Raw genomic sequence first — 20648 nt, 5'->3', positions numbered from 1 at the left:
ACCAGATACCTTGCTTTTTAGGGTTTTCGAACCGCCGCGTAAGGATTAGGAAAGCGCAATTTCCTTTTCCCTGCCGCCCAGAAAACCGGAGTTTCGCCATGTCTGCCACACCGCTTGCTGATGACCGCCTGATCGTTGCCATGGATGTCCCCAATGCGCTTGACGGGCTGAAACTGGCCGAAACGCTGGGCGATGCGGTCTCTTTCTACAAGATCGGCCTTGGCATGCTGACGGGGGGCGGGCTGGCCCTGGCGAACGAGCTGAAGCAGGAGCACGGCAAGCGGATCTTCCTCGACATGAAGCTGTTCGACATCGGCGCCACGGTGGAAAACGCGGTGCGCGGGCTGGCGCAATTCGATCTCGACTTTCTGACCGTGCATGGCGACCCTTACGTGGTGCGCGCCGCCAAGGAAGGCGCGGCGGGCAAGGAGATGAAGATCCTTGCCGTCACCATCCTCACCTCGCTGGATCGCGCCGATCTGGACAGCGCGCTGATCAAACCCGGCGAGATCCGCGATCTGGTGCAGGAGCGGGCTGGTAATGCCTTTGCCGCCGGCGCCGATGGCGTCATCGCCAGCCCGCAGGAGGCTGCCCTGATCCGCACCCTACCTGAAGCTGAGGGCAAGCTGATCGTGACCCCGGGCGTGCGCCCAGCCGGTGCGGATCTTGGCGACCAGAAACGCGTCGCCACCCCAGCCACGGCCATAGCGGATGGCGCCGACCATATCGTCGTCGGCCGCCCGATCTGGAAAGCCGAAGATCCGCGCAAGGCGGCTGAGGCCATTCTGTCCGAACTGCACAGCCCGCAGGCAAATCAGCCCAATCGCGGTTAAGTCCCGCCAAAATCACGCGCAAAGCGGCGTCCGGAACGGAAACCTCTCACACCGTTTCGGACAACTATGGCGTCATCTGCGCAATTTTGCACATTTTTTGAGCAAAACGGATTGCGTTTGACGTGCACCTTTGGGCTGCTGGATTCTCGCGTTCAATACCGGATGACCAAGCGTCAACGTCATAATAATTAACAAGAATACCAATCAGCGCCGTATGCGATAGGATACGGCGCTGTGTCCCTAAAGGCACAGCCATCGGTGACACGAACAATTCACATAGGCGCAGAATTTGCGTCACTCGGCCGGATCGGCGAGTCTGGAGCCAACACTCCCCAGACGAACTGGTCTTCCTGAGGTTCGTCACCTGCCCCCGCCATCATGTGCGGGGGATTTTCTTATCAAAGCCTGTCAGCATCGGGTCTCAACCGGTCTCCGCCAGATACTGCACTATCTGAGTGGTAAAATGCGGCACCGCCAGTGGATGCGCGCAATAGTCCTGCGGGTCCATAAGCCGCCAGCGCTGCCCTTCCGAGCCAAGCCGGATATCCGACACCAGCCCCGCAGGCTGGTGCGAGACGAAGAACCAGACCCACCCACGAGGACGCTGATAGTGCCGGGACCATGACAGATCATCCACCGTCAGCCGCAGGCCGATCTCCTCCTCGGTTTCACGCAGAGCGCAAGCTTCAGGTGTTTCATCCCCTTCCCGCCCGCCACCGGGCAAGTCCCAATGACCAGGATAAGGGATATCCGGCTTGTCATCGCGCTGGATCACGACGATCTGCGACCCAAGAAACAAGGCCAGTTTTGCACCGGAAAAAGACATTCTCGGAACATGTGCCCCTTGTGGCCTAAAGACAATATGTTCTTCGCACAGTACTCTTGCGTCCCGTCACCGCAATGACGATTCATCTCTGGTTGCCAATGTCCTCCAATCCCGCCGCTCTCTGCCGCGACTGCCTGTCCCAGATCCCGGCGCCCTCGCGCCGACCGCTGCGCTGCCCCGCCTGCGGCAGCCCGCGCGTGAAGGTGCATGACGAGCTGTTCTCGCTAAGCATTGCCCATATGGATTGCGATGCCTTCTATGCCAGCGTGGAAAAGCGCGACGATCCGACCCTGGCAGACAAACCGGTGATCATCGGCGGCGGGCGGCGCGGTGTGGTCTCGACCGCCTGCTATGTAGCGCGCATTCGCGGCGTGAAATCTGCCATGCCGATGTTCCAGGCACTGAAACTCTGCCCCGATGCGGTAGTGATCAAGCCGCGCATGCAGGTCTATGCCGAGGTCAGCCGCACCATTCGCGACATGATGTACGAGTTGACACCGGACGTGGAGCCGCTGTCGCTGGATGAAGCCTTCATGGATCTATCGGGCACCGAAAAACTGCATGGCGCGCCGCCTGCGGTGATGCTGGCGCGGCTGGTCAAACGCATGAAGGAAGAGCTAGGCATCACCGGCTCCATCGGCCTGAGCCACAACAAGTTCCTCGCAAAGGTCGCGTCCGATCTGGACAAGCCGCGCGGGTTCTCGGTGATTGGCAAGGTCGAGACGGCAGAGTTCCTGCGCGACAAACCGGTGCGGCTCATTTGGGGCATCGGGCCTGCAGCGCAGGCTTCGCTGGAACGGGCAGGCATTCGCAGCTTTTCCGATCTGTTGCGCTGGGAGCGGCAGGATCTTCATGCCCGGTTTGGCTCGATGGGGGATCGGCTGTGGCACCTGGCGCGCGGCGAGGACCGGCGGCGTGTGTCCGCCAACGCTCCAGTCAAATCCATATCTAAGGAAACGACCTTTTTTGAAGACACCGCCAGCACCGAGGTTCTGGACGGTCATCTTTGGCGTCTGGCCGAGCAGGTGTCCGACCGGGCCAAGGCCAAGGACAAGGCCGGGCGCATTGTGACCCTGAAGCTGAAACGCGCCAATCATACTGCTCTGACCCGCCGCACCGCTCTTCGCAGCCCCACACAGATGGCCGATACCATCTATCGCACTGCGCGGGCGCTCTTGGACCAGGTGGGTAACGAGGGTCCCTATCGCCTGCTCGGCTGCGGGATTTCTGAATTGGTCCCAGCGGATCAGGCAGATGATACGGGCGATCTGCTGGATCCACAGGCCGGAAAGCGCGCCGAAGCTGAACGCGCCAGCGACGCTATCCGCAAACGATTCGGAAAAGGCGCGATTCTCAAGGGGCGCGCGCTACGCTGAATTCAGAACGCTGAGGACACACTACTCCGCCGCCATGGGACGGGGCGCAACCTCCCGATCCCTGTCATTCTGCGCGTCGCTCCCTGCCGCGGTGATATCGGCAATCACATCGCGCAACACCGCTTGCAGCACAGGGAAATTCTCGTTCGGGCGGATCGCCTCTTCATCCATATAAAGGGAGCGGTCGATTTCTACCTGAACCGCATGCTGATTGCGCGAGGGACGTCCATAGGCTTGGGTGATATAGGCTCCGGCAAAGGGCGCATTCCGGGCGACGCGCAGCCCCGCGCGGGCAAAGGCTGCCTCGATCCGATCGACAATCTCACCGGAGGCGGCCGCCCCGAACCGATCACCAAGCACCACATCCGGCAAGTGGCCAGATCGCCTTGGTACGGTTTCGAGCGCCTCATGCGGCATGGAATGGCAGTCCACCAGAATCGCGTGGCCAAACTGCTGATGAGCGCAGTCCAAAAGGCCCTGCAAGGCGCTGTGGTAGGGCTTCCAATAGTCCGCGATACGCCGATGCGCCTCGGCGATGGGGATTTTACCTCTGTATATGGCACGCCCGCCGGCGACGACCCGCGGGATCACCCCCAACCCGGACGCCACTCGCGGATTTTGCCCGCGCCGCGCGACGCCTTCGATCAGCGCCGGGTCCAGCTCTTCAGGCGAGCGGTTGAGATCAAGATAAGCGCGCGGTTTCTTTGCAGTCAGCAATGGGGCTCCGTACAAGGGCGCCACAGAAAAGAGCTGATCAACAAAGGCATCTTCGGAGCTACGGATGCAATGGTTATCGAGAATCGATTCCCGCAGGAACCTATCCGGGTAGTCGCTGCCGCTGTGCGGAGACGCAAAAACAGCCGCAGAGCGAAGCTTGCGCGGTGAAAACACAGAAAAAGCGGCCTCTGACATCGCGGCTCCCGCCCATTGGTACTAGGAAACAGCATAGAGCGTAAATTTCTGGGGTCAAAAGCTCTTGCACCCTCTCGCGACTCTTATTATAGACCCCTTCACCGGCGCGGCACCCCGCGCCCCATTTGTTTATGGGGAGAGGTGTTGCAAGGGTTTCATGGGCGATTAGCTCAGCGGTAGAGCACTTCGTTGACATCGAAGGGGTCACAAGTTCGAACCTTGTATCGCCCACCATGAATTCATTGTTTTGACCCAAGGGTCGGAACACCCGCTAACCCAGGCGCTGGTTCGCGCCGCAGAACAGGAGAAGGACCATGAAGGTCAAGAACTCGCTCCGCTCGCTCAAGAACCGGCACCGTGACTGCCGCGTTGTGCGTCGCAAGGGCCGCGTATACGTGATCAACAAGACCCAGCGCCGCTTCAAAGCGCGTCAGGGCTAAAAGATCCGGACTGATACAGTCACAGAGACATTGTGAAAACCGCATCTTCGGATGCGGTTTTTTTGTTTTTTCACAGGTGGTTAAGCTTAGATCAAACCGGGCTATCGTTGCTCGACACACTTTTCCAAGTAAAACTGTCGGTTTTTGTTTTCTTTCATCTCAGAATCATTTAATTGACTAAATCAGTCAGAAACGAGCACAAATCTTTGACGGGAGAAAACATGTCCAAAGCAACCACGATCCTGGCCGGAGCCCTGGCAGCCACGATGGCGACCTCTGCTGCTGCAGAAGGCGAATTGAACCTCTATTCCTCGCGCCACTATGACACTGACGAACGTCTCTACTCCGATTTCGAAGAGGCCACTGGCATCCGCATCAACCGCATCGAAGGCAAGGCGGATGAACTGATCGCCCGCATGCAGGCCGAAGGCGAAAACTCTCCGGCGGATATCCTGCTGACCGTGGATACCTCGCGCCTCGCCCGCGCCAAGGATGCGGGGATTTTGCAAGCGATCGATAGTGCAACCCTGGAATCCCGCGTACCCGGTTACCTGCAGGACGAAGACAACCAGTGGTTCGGCTTCTCCCAGCGCGCGCGCATCATTTTCTATGACAAAGAAGACGTCGCAAACCCACCGCTGACCTACCTTGACCTGGCCGATCCGGCCTACAAGGGCATGATCTGCATCCGCTCCTCGACAAACGTCTACAATCAGACGTTGATGGCGGCAATCGTGACCAATCACGGCAGCGAAGCGGCGACAAAGTGGGCGGAAGGTGTGCTTGCCAATATGGCACGCGACCCACAGGGGGGTGACACTGACCAGCTGCGCGGCATCGTCTCCGGTGAATGTGAAATCGCAGTGTCCAACACTTACTATTTCGCGCGTTCGATCCGCAAAGACGTCAAAGGACTGTCCGATTCCCGCGAGATGCTTGGCTGGGTCTTCCCGGCTCAGGATGCCGAAGGCGCGCACATGAACCTGTCAGGTGGCGGCGTTGCTGCACATGCGCCGAACCGCGAGAACGCAATCAAGTTCCTTGAGTACCTCGCCTCGGATCAGGCGCAGGAGTATTTCTCGGCAGGCAATGATGAATTCCCGGCTGTCCCCGGCGTTGGCCTTGCCCCGAGCATCGCGGCTCTTGGTCACTTCAAACCCGACGATGTAAACCTTTCGGATGTTGCCAAGAACATCCCTGAGGCTCAGAAGATCTTCAACGCCGTCGGCTGGAAGTAAGCGACCTCAAAGCAGGCGAATCGCAATCAGGAAAGGCGCAGAGTGCTCTGCGCCTTTTCACCGTTCAGCAGCCGTCTGATCGAAAACGCGCGCTGGATCATCGCAGTCGCCTGCCATTCCGGCACCCTTAGACAGAAAACGGAGTTTCTACAGGATTCGGTTGATAAACACGCTAAGTTTTACGGTCTGCTTATGGACCTGCCGCGCTTTGCCCCCTATAGGTTCAGCTGTTGTTTAAAGGGGATTGAGACAAATGCAGGCTTACCTGATCACCGGATCATCGCCTCTTGCACGAGGGGCCCTGCTATGAAGAGACTCCCGGTTACGATTATCAGCGGTTACCTTGGCGCAGGAAAGACCAGCCTCATCAACCGCCTGCTGGCCGAAGATCACGGGATGAAAGTGGCCGTCATCGTCAATGATTTTGGCGCAATCAACATAGACGCAGACCTGATCAGTGATACGGACGCGGATACCATTGCACTTTCAAACGGCTGCGTTTGTTGCACTATGGGTACCGATCTTGCCATGACGCTGCGCCAGTTAGCCCTGCGCGAAAACCAACCCTGCCACCTTGTCATCGAGGCGAGCGGCGTGTCGGACCCCATCGCCATCACCAATACGGTAATGGCAGAAAGCGGTTTCAGCTATGCAGGGATCATAACCTTGGTTGATGGTAAAAATGCCGAGGCGCTGTTTGACGATGAAGACATCGCACCGCAGATAACTCAGCAAATCCGTGCCGCTGACCTGACATTGATCTCCAAATGTGAATCCCTTGCGCCCAGCCTTTTGGAAAAACTTCAGGAGATCGGTGCACGCACACCGACGGTTCTGAACGGTGCACCGGTATCTGATCTGCTCCTCGACATTGTACCTTTGCCGAAAGGCAAGAGCACAGCCATGCACCCGGCCTACGCCACCTGGCAGCATAGAAGCAAAGCTCCTCTGGACCGGCGTACATTGGGCGAGAAACTAGCGAACCGTCCAAATGGTCTATATCGGATGAAAGGTCATGTTCTGACCTCTGGTGGGGCCTATCAGTTGCATATCGTCGGTCGGCATGTAGAGGCGCGCCACTGTGATGCAGAAGAAACGCTCCTGGTCGGGCTTGGTCTTGCGGACCGCGTAACGCCCGAACAGATTGATGCCTGGTGGCATAGCTGAAACTATCTGCGCCGCCCCACCTGACGGCAAATTAGCACAACCGGCAGAAGGCCCACAGCCACGATCACAAGGGACGGCACCGCCGCCCCTTCAAGCCGCTCGTCCGAGGCCAGGCGATAGGCCTGCACCGCTAAAGTGTCATAGTTGAATGGACGCATGATCAGCGTTGCAGGCAATTCCTTCATCACATCCACAAAGACGATCAAAAGCGCCGTGAGCAGGCTTGGCGTCAGAATCGGCAGATGCACCCGCCGCAGCATCCCAAGCGGGCTTTGCCCGAGTGAGCGCGCGGCTGCATCCATATTGGCATGCACCGTGGCCTGCCCGCTTTCATAGGCACCGAGCGCCGCAGCGAGGAAACGCACCATATAGGCGGCAACCAAAAGCCAGATCGATCCGGTGATCAAAAGCCCGGTTCGAATATCGAAAGTGGCCCGCATCCAGGCATCCAGCGCATTGTCAAAGGCAGCGAAGGGCACCATCAACCCCACCGCTATCACACCACCCGGGACCGCATAGCCAAGCCGCGACATATAAGCCGCTGTCGATGATCCGCGTCCTGGACGCAAACGCTGATAAAAGCCCAGCGTCACCGCCGCCAGCACCGTCAGCATCGCCGCCACCGAAGCCAGGATCAGCGAATTCTGGATAAATCCGACATAGCGGCGACTTAACAGATCCTGCTCTGACTGCAGCCCCATGTTGAACAGGATCACCACTGGCAAGAGAAAGCCAAAGGCAACCGGGATCGCACACAGCACCCAAGCCGCAACTGCGCGCGTGCCCGTCAGCTCGGCGGGCGGCATCTCAGCATGGTGTTTACCGGCCTGATGATAACGCGCCTTGCCGCGGGTCGATCGCTCGACCACCGCCAGCATTAGCGCAAAACTCAACAGGCACAGCGCCAGCTGTGCCGCCCCGGCCCGGTCCGCCAGAGAAAACCAGCTGGTGTAGATACCAGTCGCGAAGGTCTGAACCCCAAAATAGGAGACCGTTCCGAAGTCAGCGATCGTCTCCATCACTGCGAGCAGCACACCCGAGGCAATCGCCGGACGCGCCATCGGCAGGCTCACACGCCAGAAGGCTTCCCATGCGCTTTTTCCAAGAGCGCGCGCGGCCAGAAAGGCGCCTGCGCTTTGCTGCATGAAGGCGGCCCGCGCCAAGAGGTAGACATAGGGGTACAAGACCAGGACCAGCATAACCGCGGCGCCGCCGGTAGAGCGGATTTCCGGGAACCAATAGTCACGCGGCCCCCAACCGGTCACCTGCCGGAGTGTGGTTTGTACGATTCCCGGGTGATCCAGTATGAAGGTATAGGCATAGGCCAGCACGTAGGCCGGAAAGGCAAGTGGCAGAACCAGCGCGATTTCGAACAGGCGCACACCGGGAAAGTAGGTCATGGTCACCAACCAGGCTGCCCCCACCCCAACCAACAGGGTGCCCAGTGAAACAAGCGCGACAAGGACAACCGTGGTACCCGTGTAGCGGGGCAAGACGGTCGCGGCGAGATGTGTGATCGTGTCAGTACCGCCAACCGCGGCGGCCAGCGCCACAGCCAGCATGGGCAGAACGCAGGCCAGAGCCACGAGCCAGCCAAGCGCGACAAACACACCGGTACCGCCCTTGCGCCCACTGCGGGCGCCTTTCGGGGCGTAGTCAGGACTGTGGCTGGCCTCTGTCATGGATGCAGGCGATCCTTTCGGTCTTTTGAGCCTTTCCTATTTCGATCATTTATGTCGGAAATTCCAGCAGGAAACAGGCCTCCCCGGAAAACAGGCAAGAGCAAAACGGAAAACAGCCGGGCCTTTTTGCCAGCCCGGCTGTTTCATGCAACGACTCTCAATTTCTCAGTCGTAACTGCGCTGATCCTCGATCACGAGGCCATCCTTTGGCAGGCTACCGGGCGCGACAACTTCAATCTTACCCTTCAGTTTCAGAACTTCGATCACCGATTTGCCGAATTTGATGTCGTCGCCGCCATCAGCTTCGATCTGCACGGTCATCGTGTCCATCTCGCCATCGCGCGCGGCGATGACGCGGGCCTTGACGATCTCGTCATGTTTTTCGACAAGGGCGGCCACCTGTTCAGGACGTACGAACATGCCCTTGATTTTGGTGGTCTGGTCGGCCCGACCCATCCAGCCCTTGATCCGCATGTTGGTGCGCCCGCAAGGCGAGGCACCCGGAAGTACTGCCGACAGATCGCCGGTGGCAAACCGGATCAGCGGATAGTCGGGGTTGAGGGTCGTCACGACCACCTCACCCACCTCGCCCGGCGCCACGGGGGTGCCTGTACCTGGAGTGACGATTTCAACGATGACGTTTTCGTCGACGATCATTCCCTCCATCGCAGCGCTTTCATAGGCGATATTGCCTAGATCCGCCGTAGCGTAGGACTGCAGGCAGGTGATGCCGCGATCGGCGTACTCTTGACGCAGCGACGGGAACAGAGCCCCGCCCCCGACAGCGGCCTTTTTGAACCCGAGCTGCACGCCCATGGTTTCGGCCTTGTCGAGGATGACTTTCAGGTAGTCAGGCGTACCAGCATAGGCGGTTGCGCCCACATCCCGCGCGGCCGTTACCTGGAGTTCCGTTTGGCCGGTGCCCGCCGGCAGAACCGCGGCGCCCACAGCGCGTGCGCCACTCTCGAAGATCATGCCCGCCGGTGTCAGGTGATAGCCAAAGCAGTTCTGCACCACATCCCCGGCGCCGATGCCGACCGCATGCAGGAACCGCCCCATGCGCCACCAGTCGTGCTCGCTGCCACCCGGCTCGTAGATTGGTCCAGGCGACTGAAAGATATGCGCAAACCCGTGGGCCGGTTTCACCGTAAAACCACCAAAAGGCGCATTCTCAGCCTGGGCACGGCTCAGTTCGGATTTGCGCAGCACCGGCAAGGACGCTAGATCCGCAGCGCAGGTAATTTTTGCGGCATCCACATCGGCAAGGGAGGCCCCATAGCCGGTCGCGGATTTGGCGCGGGCGATCTGTTCGGGCAATGCCTTCGCCAGATCCGCCGCGCGTTCATCAGCCGAGCGGGTTTCGAGTGTATCAAAAAAACTCATATCATTTCCGTCCCGCATCAGCTCAACCACCGCTTGCGGCGGCGATAGGACCTTACATCACGGAAGCTCTTTCGGCCCTCGTCGGACATACCGAGGTAGAATTCCTTAACATCCGGGTTCTCACGCAGCTCAGCTGCTGGGCCGTCCATCACCACGCGGCCCGATTCAAGGATATAACCATAGTGGGCAAAGCGCAGCGCAACGTTGGTGTTCTGCTCGGCCAAGAGGAAGGTCACGCCTTCGTTCTCGTTGATCGATTTCATGATGCCAAAGATCTGCTCCACCAACTGTGGGGCCAGGCCCATGGAAGGTTCATCCAGAAGGATGGTTTCGGGGCGGCTCATCAAGGCGCGGCCCATGGCCACCATCTGCTGCTCACCGCCTGAGGTGTAGCCCGCCTGCGATTTACGGCGTTCCTTCAGGCGCGGGAAATAGCTGTAGACCATTTCAAGATCGCGCTGAATATCGCCCTTGCTGTCACCACGGGTATAGGCGCCTGTCAGGAGATTCTCTTCGACGGTGAGGTGCTCAAAACAGTGACGGCCTTCCATCACCTGGATCACGCCCTTGCGGACCACATCGGCCGGGTCGAGTGCGTGCATGTCCTGGCCGCGATACTTGATCGAGCCCTTGGTCACTTCGCCGCGTTCAGAATGCAGCAGGTTGGAAACCGCCTTGAGCGTGGTCGTCTTGCCGGCGCCGTTGCCGCCCAGAAGCGCGGTGATACCGCCTTTTGGCACCTTCAGGCTGACGCCCTTCAGCACGAGGATCACGTGATTGTAGATCACCTCGATATTGTTGACCTCAAGCAGGGTTTCGGCCTGCACATCGGTGGTGTTTGCTGCGTCGAGCATCAAAGTTTGTCCTCATGCGGTCACGGCCTGATGCGGCCTGCTCCGGTTCGGTTCCTGCGCTGTCAATGCACGTTGTCCGTCCGGATCGGTGTCTCTTCGGAGGGGGTGCGGCAGCGCGCCGCCGCACCGGATTTTGATCCCGCTCCTCCCAAGGCAGGAGCGGAATAGGCCTTACTTACAACGCTCTTCGATTTTGTTTTCCGAGGCGTAAGAGGCCGAGTCAGCTTCGATCAACGGCTGGATCACAGCGGTGTCGGTCTTCTGGAAGTCCGAGATCAGGCTCCAGGTCTTGGTGTCCGCATCCCACTGGGTCATGCCAACGAGGCCGGGGCCACCGTGGTTTTCACAGGAAACGTTGAACGAGGGGCCGAAGTAAGGCATGCCGAGCGAGGACATACGTGCCTCAGGCATTTCCAGCGCTTCCATACCGTCGCGCATCATCGCCGGGGTGATGTCCTTCACGCCGTGGATTTCCTGAGCGGTTTTGGCAGCTTCGACAGCCAGCATCGCCGCGTACATGCCACGGTTGTAGAGCACGTTACCAATCTGATCGCCCGCACCAGCTGCGAGGCCCTTGTCCACGACATACTTCTGGATGTCATTGAAGACCGGGAAGTCGCGGCCAACATTGTGGAAGGTCACGGCCTTGTAACCGTCTGCCTTGGCGCCTGCGGACAGAACGTCATGCTCAGCACCGGACCACCAGACGCCGATGAAGTTTTCCATCGGGAAGCGGACGTTCGCGGCTTCCTGGATAGCAACCTGATTCATCACGCCCCAGCCCCACATCACGACATAATCGGGACGGTCGCGGCGGATCTGCAGCCACTGGGACTTCTGCTCCTGACCAGGGTGGTCAACGGGCAGGGTCGACAGTTCGAACCCATGTTTCTTGGACAGCTCTTCCAGAGTGCGGATCGGTTCCTTGCCATAGGCAGAGTTGTGATACAGCAGGGCAATCTTCTTGCCTTTGATGTCGCCGCCATTGCTGTCCAGCAGGTAGGTGATGATGCCCGAGGCGCCATCCCAGTAGTTTGCCGGGTAGTTGAAGACGTTGCCGAACACCTTGCCGTTGGCAGCCGAGGTCCGGCCATAACCCATGGTGTGAAGCGGGATGCCGTCAGCGGCAGTCTTGGGGATCAGCTGGTAGGTGATACCGGTGGACAGCGGTTGATAGATCAGCGCGCCTTCACCTTTGGTGGATTCGTAGCATTCCACACCTTTTTCAGTGTTGTAGCCGGTCTCACATTCGATCACGCGCGCCTTGACGCCACCAATGCCGCCGTCACGCTCGTTCACGAGGGTGAAGTAGTCGGCATAGCCATCCGCAAAGGGGATGCCGCTGGCAGCGTAGGGGCCGGTACGATAGCTGAGCGACGGGAACACGAGGTCCGCCATGGCGGGGCCTGCGGCCATCAGCGCACCCAGCGCCAGGGTAGTCAGTTTCATTTTCATCGGGTTCATTCCTCCCATTGGTCTCATCCGATTGCTTTACTGCGGGCTCGTTTTGCTGGATTTTTTCTTATTCCCGCGTCGATCTGCCAGTCCCGCCTCAGTGCGGGAAAGGCCAGAGTCTCAGTTTTTCCTTCGCTACGCGCCACAGCTGGGCCAGCCCGTGCGGCTCGACGATCAGGAAGAAGACGATCAGCGCGCCAACGATCACCAGCTGGAAATGCGCCACGATGTCCGTCGGCCAGCCCATCAGGTCCACGCCGATCACCTTCAAAACCACCGGCAGCAGAACCAAGAAGGCCGCACCGGCAAAGGAACCAAAGATCGAGCCCAGACCGCCGATGATCACCATGAACAGCACAAGGAACGACTTGTTGATGCCAAAGGCCTCACCCACTTCGACGGCGCCAAGGTAGACGGCAAAGAACAGCGCGCCCGAGATACCAATGAAGAAACCGGAGACCGCGAAGGCGGTGAGTTTCGCCTTGAGAGGGTTCACGCCGATGATCTCGGCCGCGATGTCCATGTCGCGGATCGCCATCCAGGTCCGCCCGGTGGTGCCGCGCGTCAGATTGCGGGCCACAATGGCGCAAAAGGTGAGGAAAATCAGGCAGAAGAAATAGGTCGCCCACGAGGGTGCATTCGGGCCGGTGATGATGATACCGAAGAAGTCACGCTCGGGCGCGTTGATCTGACCGGAAGCCGAATAGTTGTAGAACCACGGCACTCGGTTGAACAGCCACACCAAGAAGAACTGAGCCGCCAGCGTTGCCACCGCGAGGTAGAAGCCCTTGATGCGCAAGGAAGGCAGGCCGAAGGCGACACAGACAAGCGCCGTAATACCACCCGCCAGCAGAACATGGATGAACATGCTCACTTCGGGGAAGGCGGTCATCAGCTTGTAGACCGCATAGGCGCCCACCGCCATGAAACCACCGGTGCCGAGGCTCACCTGGCCGCAGTATCCGACGAGGATATTGAGGCCAATGGCCGCGATCGAGTAGATCAGGAACGGCAGCAGGATCGCATTCGCCCAGTAGTCGTTGATGACAAAGGGGATGACCAAGAAGGCCACGGCCAGCACCGCGTAGTAGCGATAGCGATCGAACTTGATCGGAAACGTCTGGCTGTCGTCCTGGTAAGAGACCTTAAAGTCCCCGGCTTCACGGTAGAACATGCTCTAGATGCTCCCTTTTTCCTGCGCGCGGTTGCGGGCCGCTGCGTCCAGTTGATTTGTCTTCTTCGCGTATCCGCTGAGCTCGGCCATGCGGGCCAGTCGCAGATAGGCTAGGATCCCTGTAAAAAGACCGGCAGCAGCAAGAAGGGCAGAGATCACGACCTGCGTGTCGGAAAAATCTCCGGAGGTCAGCGCCAGGTAGCCAAAGGCCCAGAAACCCGACCAGGCGATCACATTGACGATGGCGATGAGCTTTCGCATGTGTCTTTCCTCCCCGTCTTTACTTACGTTCAGTCTCCTGCGGTGCGGCCCCATCCCTCCCTGAACGGAGCCACCCTTGATATCATTGGGTGCGTCAGACCCTTTCGATGATCTTCTCCCCAAAGAGGCCTTGCGGACGGAACACCAGGAACAAAAGCGCCAGCACATAGGCGAACCAGTTCTCGGTGGCGCCGCCAACCATCGGGCCGATGGCGAATTCGAAGAGTTTCTCGCCTACGCCGATGATCAAGCCGCCCACGATGGCGCCGGGGATCGAGGTGAAGCCACCCAGCATCAGTACCGGCAGCGCCTTGAGGGCGATCAGCGACAGCGAGAACTGCACGCCCGACTTGGTGCCCCACATGATGCCCGCGACCAATGCCACGAAACCGGCAACCGACCAGACCAGAACCCAGATGAAGTTCAGCGAGATCCCGACCGACAGAGCCGCCTGGTGGTCATCCGCCACGGCGCGCATGGCGCGGCCTTGTTTGGTGTACTGGGCAAAGATCACAAGGCCCGTCACCAGAAGCGCCGCCACGATGGTCGCCACGATGTCCAGATTGTCGATGAAGAAGCCGTAGCCAAAGATGTTGTAGGTCTTCTCGTCGATCCAGAGATTGATGCCCTGCGGGATACCGACGTCCAGCGTCTTGATCTCGGAGCCCCACATCAGGTCGGCAACGCCTTCGAGGAAGTAGGCTAGGCCAATCGTCGCCATAAAGAGGATGATCGGCTCCTGCCCCACCAGATGCTTCATCACCAGCACCTGCACAAGCCAAGCCAAAAGGACCATCACCGCCACGGTCAGGAGAATTGCTATGAAGGACGGAACCGTCCAGCCAAAGTGGGTGATGTGGCCACCGAAGATCGCGTTAATCAGATGCGCAAAGGGCACCTGCCCGTCCATGATCCCCACCAGTGTCATCGCCGCAAACAGCGCCATGACGCCCTGGGCGTAGTTGAAGATGCCGGATGCCTTGTAGATCAGGACAAATCCGAGCGCGACAAGCGCATAGAGCACGCCGGCCATCAGACCGTTGAGCGTGACTTCCATCGCAAAAATCAGTTGTTCAGGCATGTTTCGCCTCCCTCAAGCCGGTCTGATGGTCAGTCATGCGCAACGCCAAGGTAGGCGTCGATCACATCCTGGTTGTTGCGGACCTCGTCCGGCGTTCCATCGCCGATCTTCTTGCCGTAATCCATCACGACCACCCGGTCGGACAGATCCATCACCACGCCCATATCGTGTTCAATAAGGGCGATTGTGGTGCCGAATTCATCATTCACATCCAGGATAAAGCGGGACATGTCCTCTTTTTCCTCGACGTTCATACCGGCCATGGGTTCATCCAGAAGAAGCAGGCTCGGCTCGGCCGCAAGGGCACGCGCCAATTCCACCCGTTTCTTCAGACCATAGGGCAAACGCGCCACCGGGGTCTTGCGGATGTGCTGGATTTCCAGAAAGTCGATGACCCTTTCCACAACTTCGCGGTTCTCGGTCTCTTCCTGTTCGGCCTTGCCCTTCCACCACGCCTGCTGCAACAGGCCCGTTTTCATGTAGTTGAGCCGTCCGGTCATCACGTTGTCCAGAACGCTCATCCCTTCAAACAGAGCGATATTCTGGAAGGTGCGTGCGATGCCCTGACGCGCAACCTCATAAGGGCGCATCTGGGGGCGCGGTTTGCCCTGATAGAAAACCTCGCCTTCCTGCGGGATGTAGAAGCCCGAGATCACGTTCAGCATCGAGGATTTACCCGCACCGTTCGGACCGATGATCGCGCGGATCTCGCCCTGGCGGATGTCGAACGAGATGTCCTTGATCGCAACCACACCGCCAAACCGCAGGGTGATATTCTTCATTTCCATCACCACACCGCCAATCTTGCGGCCATCCTCGGTGATGTATCCTTCTTCCATATCTTTCACGTGCCCAGCCCCTTTTTCTGGCTGTCTGTCTTTGTCGCTCGGATCATCATTCGGCTGCCACCTGCTGCGGAGCGACCGCAGCCACCTTTGCATCCATTATGGTCAGCGTAGCGCTGATGGCGCCCTTGCGGCCGTCCTCGTAGGTCACCTCGGTTGTGGTCGAGATCTGCTCGGAACCGTCATAAAGCGCGGTGATGATATCGGCGAACTTGTCCTCGACGATGCGGCGGCGCACCTTGCGGGTGCGGGTCATCTCACCATCATCGGCGTCCAGTTCTTTGTGCAGCACCACAAAGCGATGCACCTGGCAGCCCGACAGCATTTCGTCGGCGGCGACGGATTTGTTCACCTCTTCAACATGCTCGCGGATGCTCTCCAGAACCTTGGGATGGCCCGCCAGCTCCTGATAGGAGGCATAGGCGATGTTGTTGCGTTCGGCCCAGTTGCCCACGGCGGTAAGGTCAATGTTGATGAAGGCCACACAGCGGTCCTTACCATTGCCAAAGAGCACAGCCTCAAGGATGTCGGGATAGAACTTCAGCTTGTTCTCGACATACTTGGGCGCGAACATCGCGCCGTTGGCCATTTTGCCGACGTCCTTGGCGCGGTCGATGATGCGCAGGTGGCCGCTGTCCGTCTCGATGAACCCCGCGTCGCCTGTTGCCACCCAACCTTCGGGGTCCTTGGTCGAAGCAGTGGACTCGGCGTTCTTGTAGTATTCCACAAAGACACCCGGCGAGCGGTAGAAGATCTCACCATTGTCATCGATGCGGATTTCCACATCCGGTGCAGGCACACCAACGGTGTCGGCGCGCACTTCGCCATCGGGCTGCACAGTGATGAACACCGTCGCTTCGGTCTGACCATAGAGCTGTTTGAGGTTGATCCCCAGCGAGCGGTAGAAATCAAAGATCTCCGGGCCAATGGCCTCACCGGCGGTATAGCCGACGCGGATACGGCCATAGCCAAGCGTGTCTTTCAGCGGGCCGTAGACCAGAATGTCACCCAGCTTGTATTTCAGCCGGTCCATGAGGCCCACGGGCTTGCCATCCAGGATGTCGCCGCCGACCTTCTTGGCGTGGGCCAAGAAGTGGTGGAACATCTTGCGCTTGAGACTGCCTGCGTCCTCCATCCGGATCATGACGCTGGTCAGCTGGCCTTCGAACACGCGCGGCGGCGCAAAGAAGTAGGTCGGACCGATCTCTCGCAGGTCGGTCATCATCGTGTCCTGGCTTTCCGGGCAGTTCACGCAGAAGCCGCACCAGTAGGCCTGGCCGATCGAGAAGATGAAATCCCCCACCCAGGCCATCGGCAGGTACGAAAGAATGTCCTCGTTGCGGGTGAGCCCATCGAAATCGGCCGAATTCTTTGCGCTTTCAATCACGTTGCGGTTCGAGAGAACCACGCCCTTGGGCTTGCCCGTGGTGCCCGAGGTATAGAGCATCACGCAGGTGCTGTCGTAGGTCAGCTTGGCCCGGCGTTCCTTCAGGTCGGTGATCCACTCGTCATAGGCGGCGCGGCCCTGCTCCTGCACGTGGCTGTACTGGTGCAGCGTGTGGTGGTCATATTTGCGCATGCCGCGCGGATCGAGGTAAATCACGTGCTTGAGATCATGCAGTTGGTCCTGGATCTCCAGCACCTTGTCGACCTGTTCCTGATCTTCCGCAATCACATAGCGCGCGCCGCAGTGATCCAGCACATAAGCCAGTTCTTCGGCGGCAGAGTCGTTGTAGACCGGCACCGGCACCGCACCCACGGATTGCGCGGCAACCATCGACCAATAGAGGTAGGGACGGTTGCGCCCGATGATTGCGATGAAGTCGCCTTCCTGAACCCCAAGATTGATCAGGCCAAGAGCCAGCGCCTCGATCTCCTTGGCGGCTTGCGCCCAGGTCCAGGCCTGCCAAATGCCGAATTCCTTTTCCCGGTAGGCGGGCTGATCGGCAAACTCGGTGGCATTACGTTCAAGCAGCGCCGGCAAGGACTGAAGTCCTGCGGCGCTCGACTGCGTCTGAGCCAATTTTATCTCCTCCCTTTCCGGCCTCCCCCGGCCGGACGATCGCTGTGCCGCGATTCTGGTCCCGATTAGGACCTGCCCCAAGGTAGTGCGTCAACTTTTTCCTGATCTTTTCCCAAATCTTACGAATTGTAACAGGGCCGATTATTCGGCCTTGTCCTTGTTTCATATTGGTTTTCTCGACACCTCGGCATCCCACGCCGGGACACGACACAACAGCCCTGCCGCGCCCGCAGGTGTCGTGCGATCCCTTGGCGGGCCCGGCTGGGGAGGCGTTTTCGAGAAAATGCCGGTTCAGGCGGGAACGCTTTCCCGCGCGGAAGATTGACACAGAAGCCAACGCGGACTTGAAAGCCTTGCGCGCCCTCTTGCCATGCGGCTGCAGAATGATAGCCAAGGAACGGGAGAAAAAATGAAGCACTCAGACAAACAGCGCGCCGCAATGACGACTGCCGGGCTCAACCTGATTGCCCAGGCCTTGTCGATTTACGACAGTGACCTGCGTCTGGCCGTCTGCAATCGTCGTTTCAAGGAGATGTTCGCCCTGCCCGACAGGTTGGTCACGCCCGGCGCACGCTTCGACGACACCATCCGCCACATCGCCGAAAGCGGAGAATATGGCCCCATCGAGGATATCGACGATTTCGTTCAGGCCCGCGTCGAACAGGCGCTTGCCTTTGTTCCCCACTACCTGGAACGCACCCGGGCCAACGGGCAGGTGATCTCGATCGAAGGGGCGCCACTGCCCCAGGGCGGATGGGTCTCCGTCTACACGGATATCACGCGCACCAAACGGGTCGAACTGTTGCTCAGGGCCCGGTCCGAGGAAATGTCGGATCGGCTGATCACTCACACTGAAGAGCTCTCTGCCGCCAACCGCAAGCTCGCCGCCACCAATAGCGCCCTGGAAGAGGCCAAGCGGCAGCTGACCGAGATCGAAGCGCGCACCCGTCTGACCACCGAGATGATGCCGGCCCATATCGCCCATGTGGACGCGGAGGGCTACTACACCTACACCAACAGGCGGCTTAGCTCGGTTTTTCCCAGCCGCCCCTCGGACATCCTCGGAATGCATATTTCCGAAGCGCTTGGACCTGCCGCCTTTGCCCGGATCGAACCTCACCTTATGGCGGCCTACAAGGGCAGCAGCCCGGTCTTTGAATTCACCGAGGAACACGGCAGCCGCCGAATCCGCGTCGCCTTTACGCCCGACAACAGCGGCGGTGTATTCATCCTCTCGATGGACGTTACGGAAGAAACCCAGGCCCGCGTCGCCCTGCAACAGGCCCGTCGCCGCGAGATGGCGGCACAGATGACCTCGGGTCTGGCGCATGACTTTTCCAACCTTCTGACCATCATACTTGGCATGCAGGGCAAACTTGCAAAAATGGATCTGCCGCCCGAGGCTGAGGAATTGATCCAAGGCACACTGTCTGCAGCACGGCGCGGCGGTCGGCTGCTCAACCGGATAGGAGAGATGACCGGCCAGCGGACGCTCCGCCCGCAAGCCACGGACATGCATGTGCTTCTCAACGAACTGAAGATCCTTGCCTCCCCCTCTTTGCCGCAGGGCATCGGCCTCAGCATTCTCGACAACATGCCAGATGTCCTGTTGCTGCTCGATGCGGGCAAACTTCAGGATGCCCTGCTGAATTTGATCTTCAATGCTCGCGATGCCTGCGGCACAACCGGGCAGATCACCGTCAGCGCCCATGCGGTTGGGGAAACCTGGCTTGAAATCACGGTCACGGACACAGGCCCGGGCTTTTCCCCCGAAGCGCTCAAGCAGGCGCTGAACCCCTTCTTCACCACCAAGGGCAGCGAAGGGTCAGGTCTTGGCCTGCCCACCGTCTATGATATGGCAAAATCTACGGGCGGAGACATGCGCATCGGCAATACCGTGTCAGGCGCAAGCGTTACCCTGCGCCTACCCTACAGGCTGGCGCCTGACGCCTCCGGCGGGATTGCACTGCTGGTTGAAGACAGCGAGAGCCTGCGCGCCACTTTCCGTGACATGCTGATCGCCCTCGGCTATTCCGTGATCGAAGCCACCAGTGTAGATGAGGCGTCGGCCCTGACGGCGGATATTCCCGATATCGCATTGGTCCTGTCGGATATTCGCTTGGAAGGAGAGGCAACAGGCATCGATCTGGCCGATCGTCTGGCGGGTTCTCACTTGCCGCATATTCTGATGACCTCCCTGCCACCGGGAGATGCGCTTCACCGCGCCGCCCTTCGGCGCGGGCCCGTCCTGCAGAAACCCTTTACCACCCAGCAGCTCTCGGCGCTGATCAAACCGGAGACCGCATCATGAGCGCGCCCTTAGTGACCATTTTGGATGATGAACCGGAAATCCGGCGGATCCTGACCGAAACTCTGGAAGATGCAGGCTTTCGCACGCAGAGTTTCTCTCGCGCACGCGAATTCGAAGCCTCACTGAAGCGCGTGACCCCCGATGTCTGTCTTGTGGACCTGTCGCTGCCCGACACCGACGGGCTGAGCCTGGTGCACCGCCTAGCCCTTGAACAAGGTGCGGCGGTGATCATCATCTCAGGGCGGGCACAGGTACAGGACCGGGTTACTGGCCTAGAGCTGGGCGCCGACGACTACATAACCAAACCTTTTGATCCCACCGAAGTGGTCGCTCGGATCCGTGCCCGCCTGCGCGGCGGTCCCCGCGCACAGGTGCAAGGCGGAAACTCGGCCCAGTTCTCCGGCTGGACGGCGCATTTCGATCGCTATGTGCTCGAAGATGCGGACGGAGGAGAAACGCCCTTTTCCCACGCAGAAGGAGAGGTCCTGCGCCTGTTCCTCGAAAGTCCAAAAAGGCTGATTTCCCGCGCCCAGATGCAAGAGGCCTTGGGCGGCGCGGCCGGAGACAGCTTTGACCGAGCAATGGATGTACGCGTCTCCCGTCTGCGTACCAAGCTTCGTGAAGACCCAAAGAACCCCCGGCTTATCAAGACGATATATGGTGCGGGCTATATCTTCCTTGGGGATGTGAGCTGGACCTGAGAACCGAAGCGCTGCACCTCTTTTCGTGCATTTCCCGCCCGTCATTCGCGCCTCCCGTTGGGCCTCGCAACGGAAAGGAGCACCTT

18 protein-coding genes and 1 tRNA gene are annotated in these 20648 nt (G+C 59.4%); 8 read left to right on the top strand and 11 right to left on the bottom strand.

The genetic code is table 11. From position 1 onward, the window contains the following. Window positions 1-98: 98 nt before the first annotated feature. The gene (gene pyrF / locus INS80_RS07840) at window positions 99-833 is read left to right on the top strand and encodes an orotidine-5'-phosphate decarboxylase (RefSeq protein ID WP_192965098.1); all 735 of its coding nucleotides are present in this window, start codon (window positions 99-101) and stop codon (window positions 831-833) included. Between the two features lie 421 nt (window positions 834-1254). On the opposite strand, the gene INS80_RS07835 is transcribed toward pyrF, so the two are convergent. After that, complete coding sequence (locus INS80_RS07835; RefSeq protein WP_192965097.1) at window positions 1255-1659, bottom strand: NUDIX hydrolase; 405 nt, start codon at window positions 1657-1659, stop codon at window positions 1255-1257. Between the two features lie 98 nt (window positions 1660-1757). On the opposite strand from INS80_RS07835, the gene INS80_RS07830 reads away from it, so the two are divergent. After that, window positions 1758-3035 carry a DNA polymerase IV gene (locus INS80_RS07830; RefSeq protein ID WP_192967232.1) on the top strand — a complete coding sequence of 426 codons (1278 nt, stop codon included), beginning with the start codon at window positions 1758-1760 and terminating at the stop codon, window positions 3033-3035. A gap of 21 nt (window positions 3036-3056) precedes the next feature. On the opposite strand, the gene INS80_RS07825 is transcribed toward INS80_RS07830, so the two are convergent. After that, window positions 3057-3947 (bottom strand): N-formylglutamate amidohydrolase, encoded by an 891-nt coding sequence (locus INS80_RS07825; protein ID WP_192965096.1) that lies wholly within the window; start codon window positions 3945-3947, stop codon window positions 3057-3059. 159 nt (window positions 3948-4106) lie between these two features. Here INS80_RS07825 and INS80_RS07820 point away from each other — a divergent pair. The 4 genes from INS80_RS07820 (at window position 4107) to INS80_RS07805 (ending at window position 6792) form a co-directional block, all read left to right on the top strand. After that, window positions 4107-4181 (top strand) — tRNA-Val (locus INS80_RS07820). Between the two features lie 80 nt (window positions 4182-4261). Beyond that, the gene (gene ykgO / locus INS80_RS07815; RefSeq protein ID WP_008562923.1) at window positions 4262-4387 is read left to right on the top strand and encodes a type B 50S ribosomal protein L36; all 126 of its coding nucleotides are present in this window, start codon (window positions 4262-4264) and stop codon (window positions 4385-4387) included. Between the two features lie 221 nt (window positions 4388-4608). Further along, window positions 4609-5625, top strand: coding sequence for an extracellular solute-binding protein (locus tag INS80_RS07810; protein WP_192965095.1), 1017 nt, complete (start codon window positions 4609-4611; stop codon window positions 5623-5625). Window positions 5626-5667: 42 nt separating this feature from the next. Next, window positions 5668-6792: a CobW family GTP-binding protein gene (locus INS80_RS07805; RefSeq protein WP_369411380.1), complete on the top strand. Its 1125-nt coding sequence runs from the start codon at window positions 5668-5670 to the stop codon at window positions 6790-6792. A gap of 2 nt (window positions 6793-6794) precedes the next feature. On the opposite strand, the gene INS80_RS07800 is transcribed toward INS80_RS07805, so the two are convergent. The 9 genes from INS80_RS07800 to INS80_RS07760 all read right to left on the bottom strand — a co-directional run bounded on the left by INS80_RS07800 (window position 6795) and on the right by INS80_RS07760 (window position 17550). Then, window positions 6795-8474 (bottom strand): ABC transporter permease, encoded by a 1680-nt coding sequence (locus INS80_RS07800; protein ID WP_192965094.1) that lies wholly within the window; start codon window positions 8472-8474, stop codon window positions 6795-6797. A gap of 165 nt (window positions 8475-8639) precedes the next feature. Further along, the gene (locus INS80_RS07795; protein WP_192965093.1) at window positions 8640-9857 is read right to left on the bottom strand and encodes a phenylacetate--CoA ligase family protein; all 1218 of its coding nucleotides are present in this window, start codon (window positions 9855-9857) and stop codon (window positions 8640-8642) included. A 17-nt stretch (window positions 9858-9874) separates the two neighbouring features. Further along, window positions 9875-10711, bottom strand: a complete 837-nt coding sequence (locus INS80_RS07790) for an ABC transporter ATP-binding protein (protein ID WP_192965092.1) — start codon at window positions 10709-10711, stop codon at window positions 9875-9877. A gap of 171 nt (window positions 10712-10882) precedes the next feature. Beyond that, entirely contained in the window at window positions 10883-12166 is a 1284-nt protein-coding gene (locus INS80_RS07785; protein WP_192965091.1) for an ABC transporter substrate-binding protein, read from the bottom strand. A 97-nt stretch (window positions 12167-12263) separates the two neighbouring features. Continuing rightward, on the bottom strand, window positions 12264-13340 hold the full coding sequence (locus tag INS80_RS07780) for a branched-chain amino acid ABC transporter permease (protein WP_192965090.1): 1077 nt from the start codon (window positions 13338-13340) through the stop codon (window positions 12264-12266). A 3-nt stretch (window positions 13341-13343) separates the two neighbouring features. Further along, window positions 13344-13601: a hypothetical protein gene (locus INS80_RS07775; protein ID WP_192965089.1), complete on the bottom strand. Its 258-nt coding sequence runs from the start codon at window positions 13599-13601 to the stop codon at window positions 13344-13346. Window positions 13602-13695: 94 nt separating this feature from the next. Further along, window positions 13696-14682: a branched-chain amino acid ABC transporter permease gene (locus INS80_RS07770; RefSeq protein WP_192965088.1), complete on the bottom strand. Its 987-nt coding sequence runs from the start codon at window positions 14680-14682 to the stop codon at window positions 13696-13698. A gap of 29 nt (window positions 14683-14711) precedes the next feature. Next, complete coding sequence (locus INS80_RS07765) at window positions 14712-15521, bottom strand: ABC transporter ATP-binding protein (protein WP_192967230.1); 810 nt, start codon at window positions 15519-15521, stop codon at window positions 14712-14714. A gap of 55 nt (window positions 15522-15576) precedes the next feature. After that, window positions 15577-17550, bottom strand: coding sequence for an AMP-binding protein (locus INS80_RS07760; protein ID WP_192965087.1), 1974 nt, complete (start codon window positions 17548-17550; stop codon window positions 15577-15579). A gap of 409 nt (window positions 17551-17959) precedes the next feature. On the opposite strand from INS80_RS07760, the gene INS80_RS07755 reads away from it, so the two are divergent. Continuing rightward, entirely contained in the window at window positions 17960-19861 is a 1902-nt protein-coding gene (locus INS80_RS07755; RefSeq protein ID WP_192965086.1) for a hybrid sensor histidine kinase/response regulator, read from the top strand. Next, window positions 19858-20562, top strand: coding sequence for a response regulator transcription factor (locus INS80_RS07750; RefSeq protein ID WP_192965085.1), 705 nt, complete (start codon window positions 19858-19860; stop codon window positions 20560-20562). The genes INS80_RS07755 and INS80_RS07750 overlap by 4 nt, the downstream gene beginning before the upstream one ends. The last annotated feature ends 86 nt before the right edge of the window (window positions 20563-20648 follow it).

The sequence above is a fragment of the Phycobacter azelaicus genome (assembly GCF_014884385.1).
Taxonomy (GTDB): domain Bacteria; phylum Pseudomonadota; class Alphaproteobacteria; order Rhodobacterales; family Rhodobacteraceae; genus Phycobacter; species Phycobacter azelaicus.
The sequence above is the reverse complement of the archived record's forward strand: the minus strand, read 5'-3'. Positions and strand labels throughout refer to the sequence as shown.

Excerpts from the sequence above, each read along its gene's own strand:
- pyrF (WP_192965098.1), top strand. The coding sequence starts at position 99 with ATGTCTGCCACACCGCTTGCTGATGACCGCCTGATCGTTGCCATGGAT.
- INS80_RS07835 (WP_192965097.1), bottom strand. The coding sequence starts at position 1,659 with ATGTCTTTTTCCGGTGCAAAACTGGCCTTGTTTCTTGGGTCGCAGATC.
- INS80_RS07830 (WP_192967232.1), top strand. The coding sequence starts at position 1,758 with ATGTCCTCCAATCCCGCCGCTCTCTGCCGCGACTGCCTGTCCCAGATC.
- INS80_RS07825 (WP_192965096.1), bottom strand. The coding sequence starts at position 3,947 with ATGTCAGAGGCCGCTTTTTCTGTGTTTTCACCGCGCAAGCTTCGCTCT.
- ykgO (WP_008562923.1), top strand. The coding sequence starts at position 4,262 with ATGAAGGTCAAGAACTCGCTCCGCTCGCTCAAGAACCGGCACCGTGAC.
- INS80_RS07810 (WP_192965095.1), top strand. The coding sequence starts at position 4,609 with ATGTCCAAAGCAACCACGATCCTGGCCGGAGCCCTGGCAGCCACGATG.
- INS80_RS07800 (WP_192965094.1), bottom strand. The coding sequence starts at position 8,474 with ATGACAGAGGCCAGCCACAGTCCTGACTACGCCCCGAAAGGCGCCCGC.
- INS80_RS07795 (WP_192965093.1), bottom strand. The coding sequence starts at position 9,857 with ATGAGTTTTTTTGATACACTCGAAACCCGCTCGGCTGATGAACGCGCG.
- INS80_RS07790 (WP_192965092.1), bottom strand. The coding sequence starts at position 10,711 with ATGCTCGACGCAGCAAACACCACCGATGTGCAGGCCGAAACCCTGCTT.
- INS80_RS07785 (WP_192965091.1), bottom strand. The coding sequence starts at position 12,166 with ATGAAAATGAAACTGACTACCCTGGCGCTGGGTGCGCTGATGGCCGCA.
- INS80_RS07780 (WP_192965090.1), bottom strand. The coding sequence starts at position 13,340 with ATGTTCTACCGTGAAGCCGGGGACTTTAAGGTCTCTTACCAGGACGAC.
- INS80_RS07775 (WP_192965089.1), bottom strand. The coding sequence starts at position 13,601 with ATGCGAAAGCTCATCGCCATCGTCAATGTGATCGCCTGGTCGGGTTTC.
- INS80_RS07770 (WP_192965088.1), bottom strand. The coding sequence starts at position 14,682 with ATGCCTGAACAACTGATTTTTGCGATGGAAGTCACGCTCAACGGTCTG.
- INS80_RS07765 (WP_192967230.1), bottom strand. The coding sequence starts at position 15,521 with ATGGAAGAAGGATACATCACCGAGGATGGCCGCAAGATTGGCGGTGTG.
- INS80_RS07755 (WP_192965086.1), top strand. The coding sequence starts at position 17,960 with ATGAAGCACTCAGACAAACAGCGCGCCGCAATGACGACTGCCGGGCTC.
- INS80_RS07750 (WP_192965085.1), top strand. The coding sequence starts at position 19,858 with ATGAGCGCGCCCTTAGTGACCATTTTGGATGATGAACCGGAAATCCGG.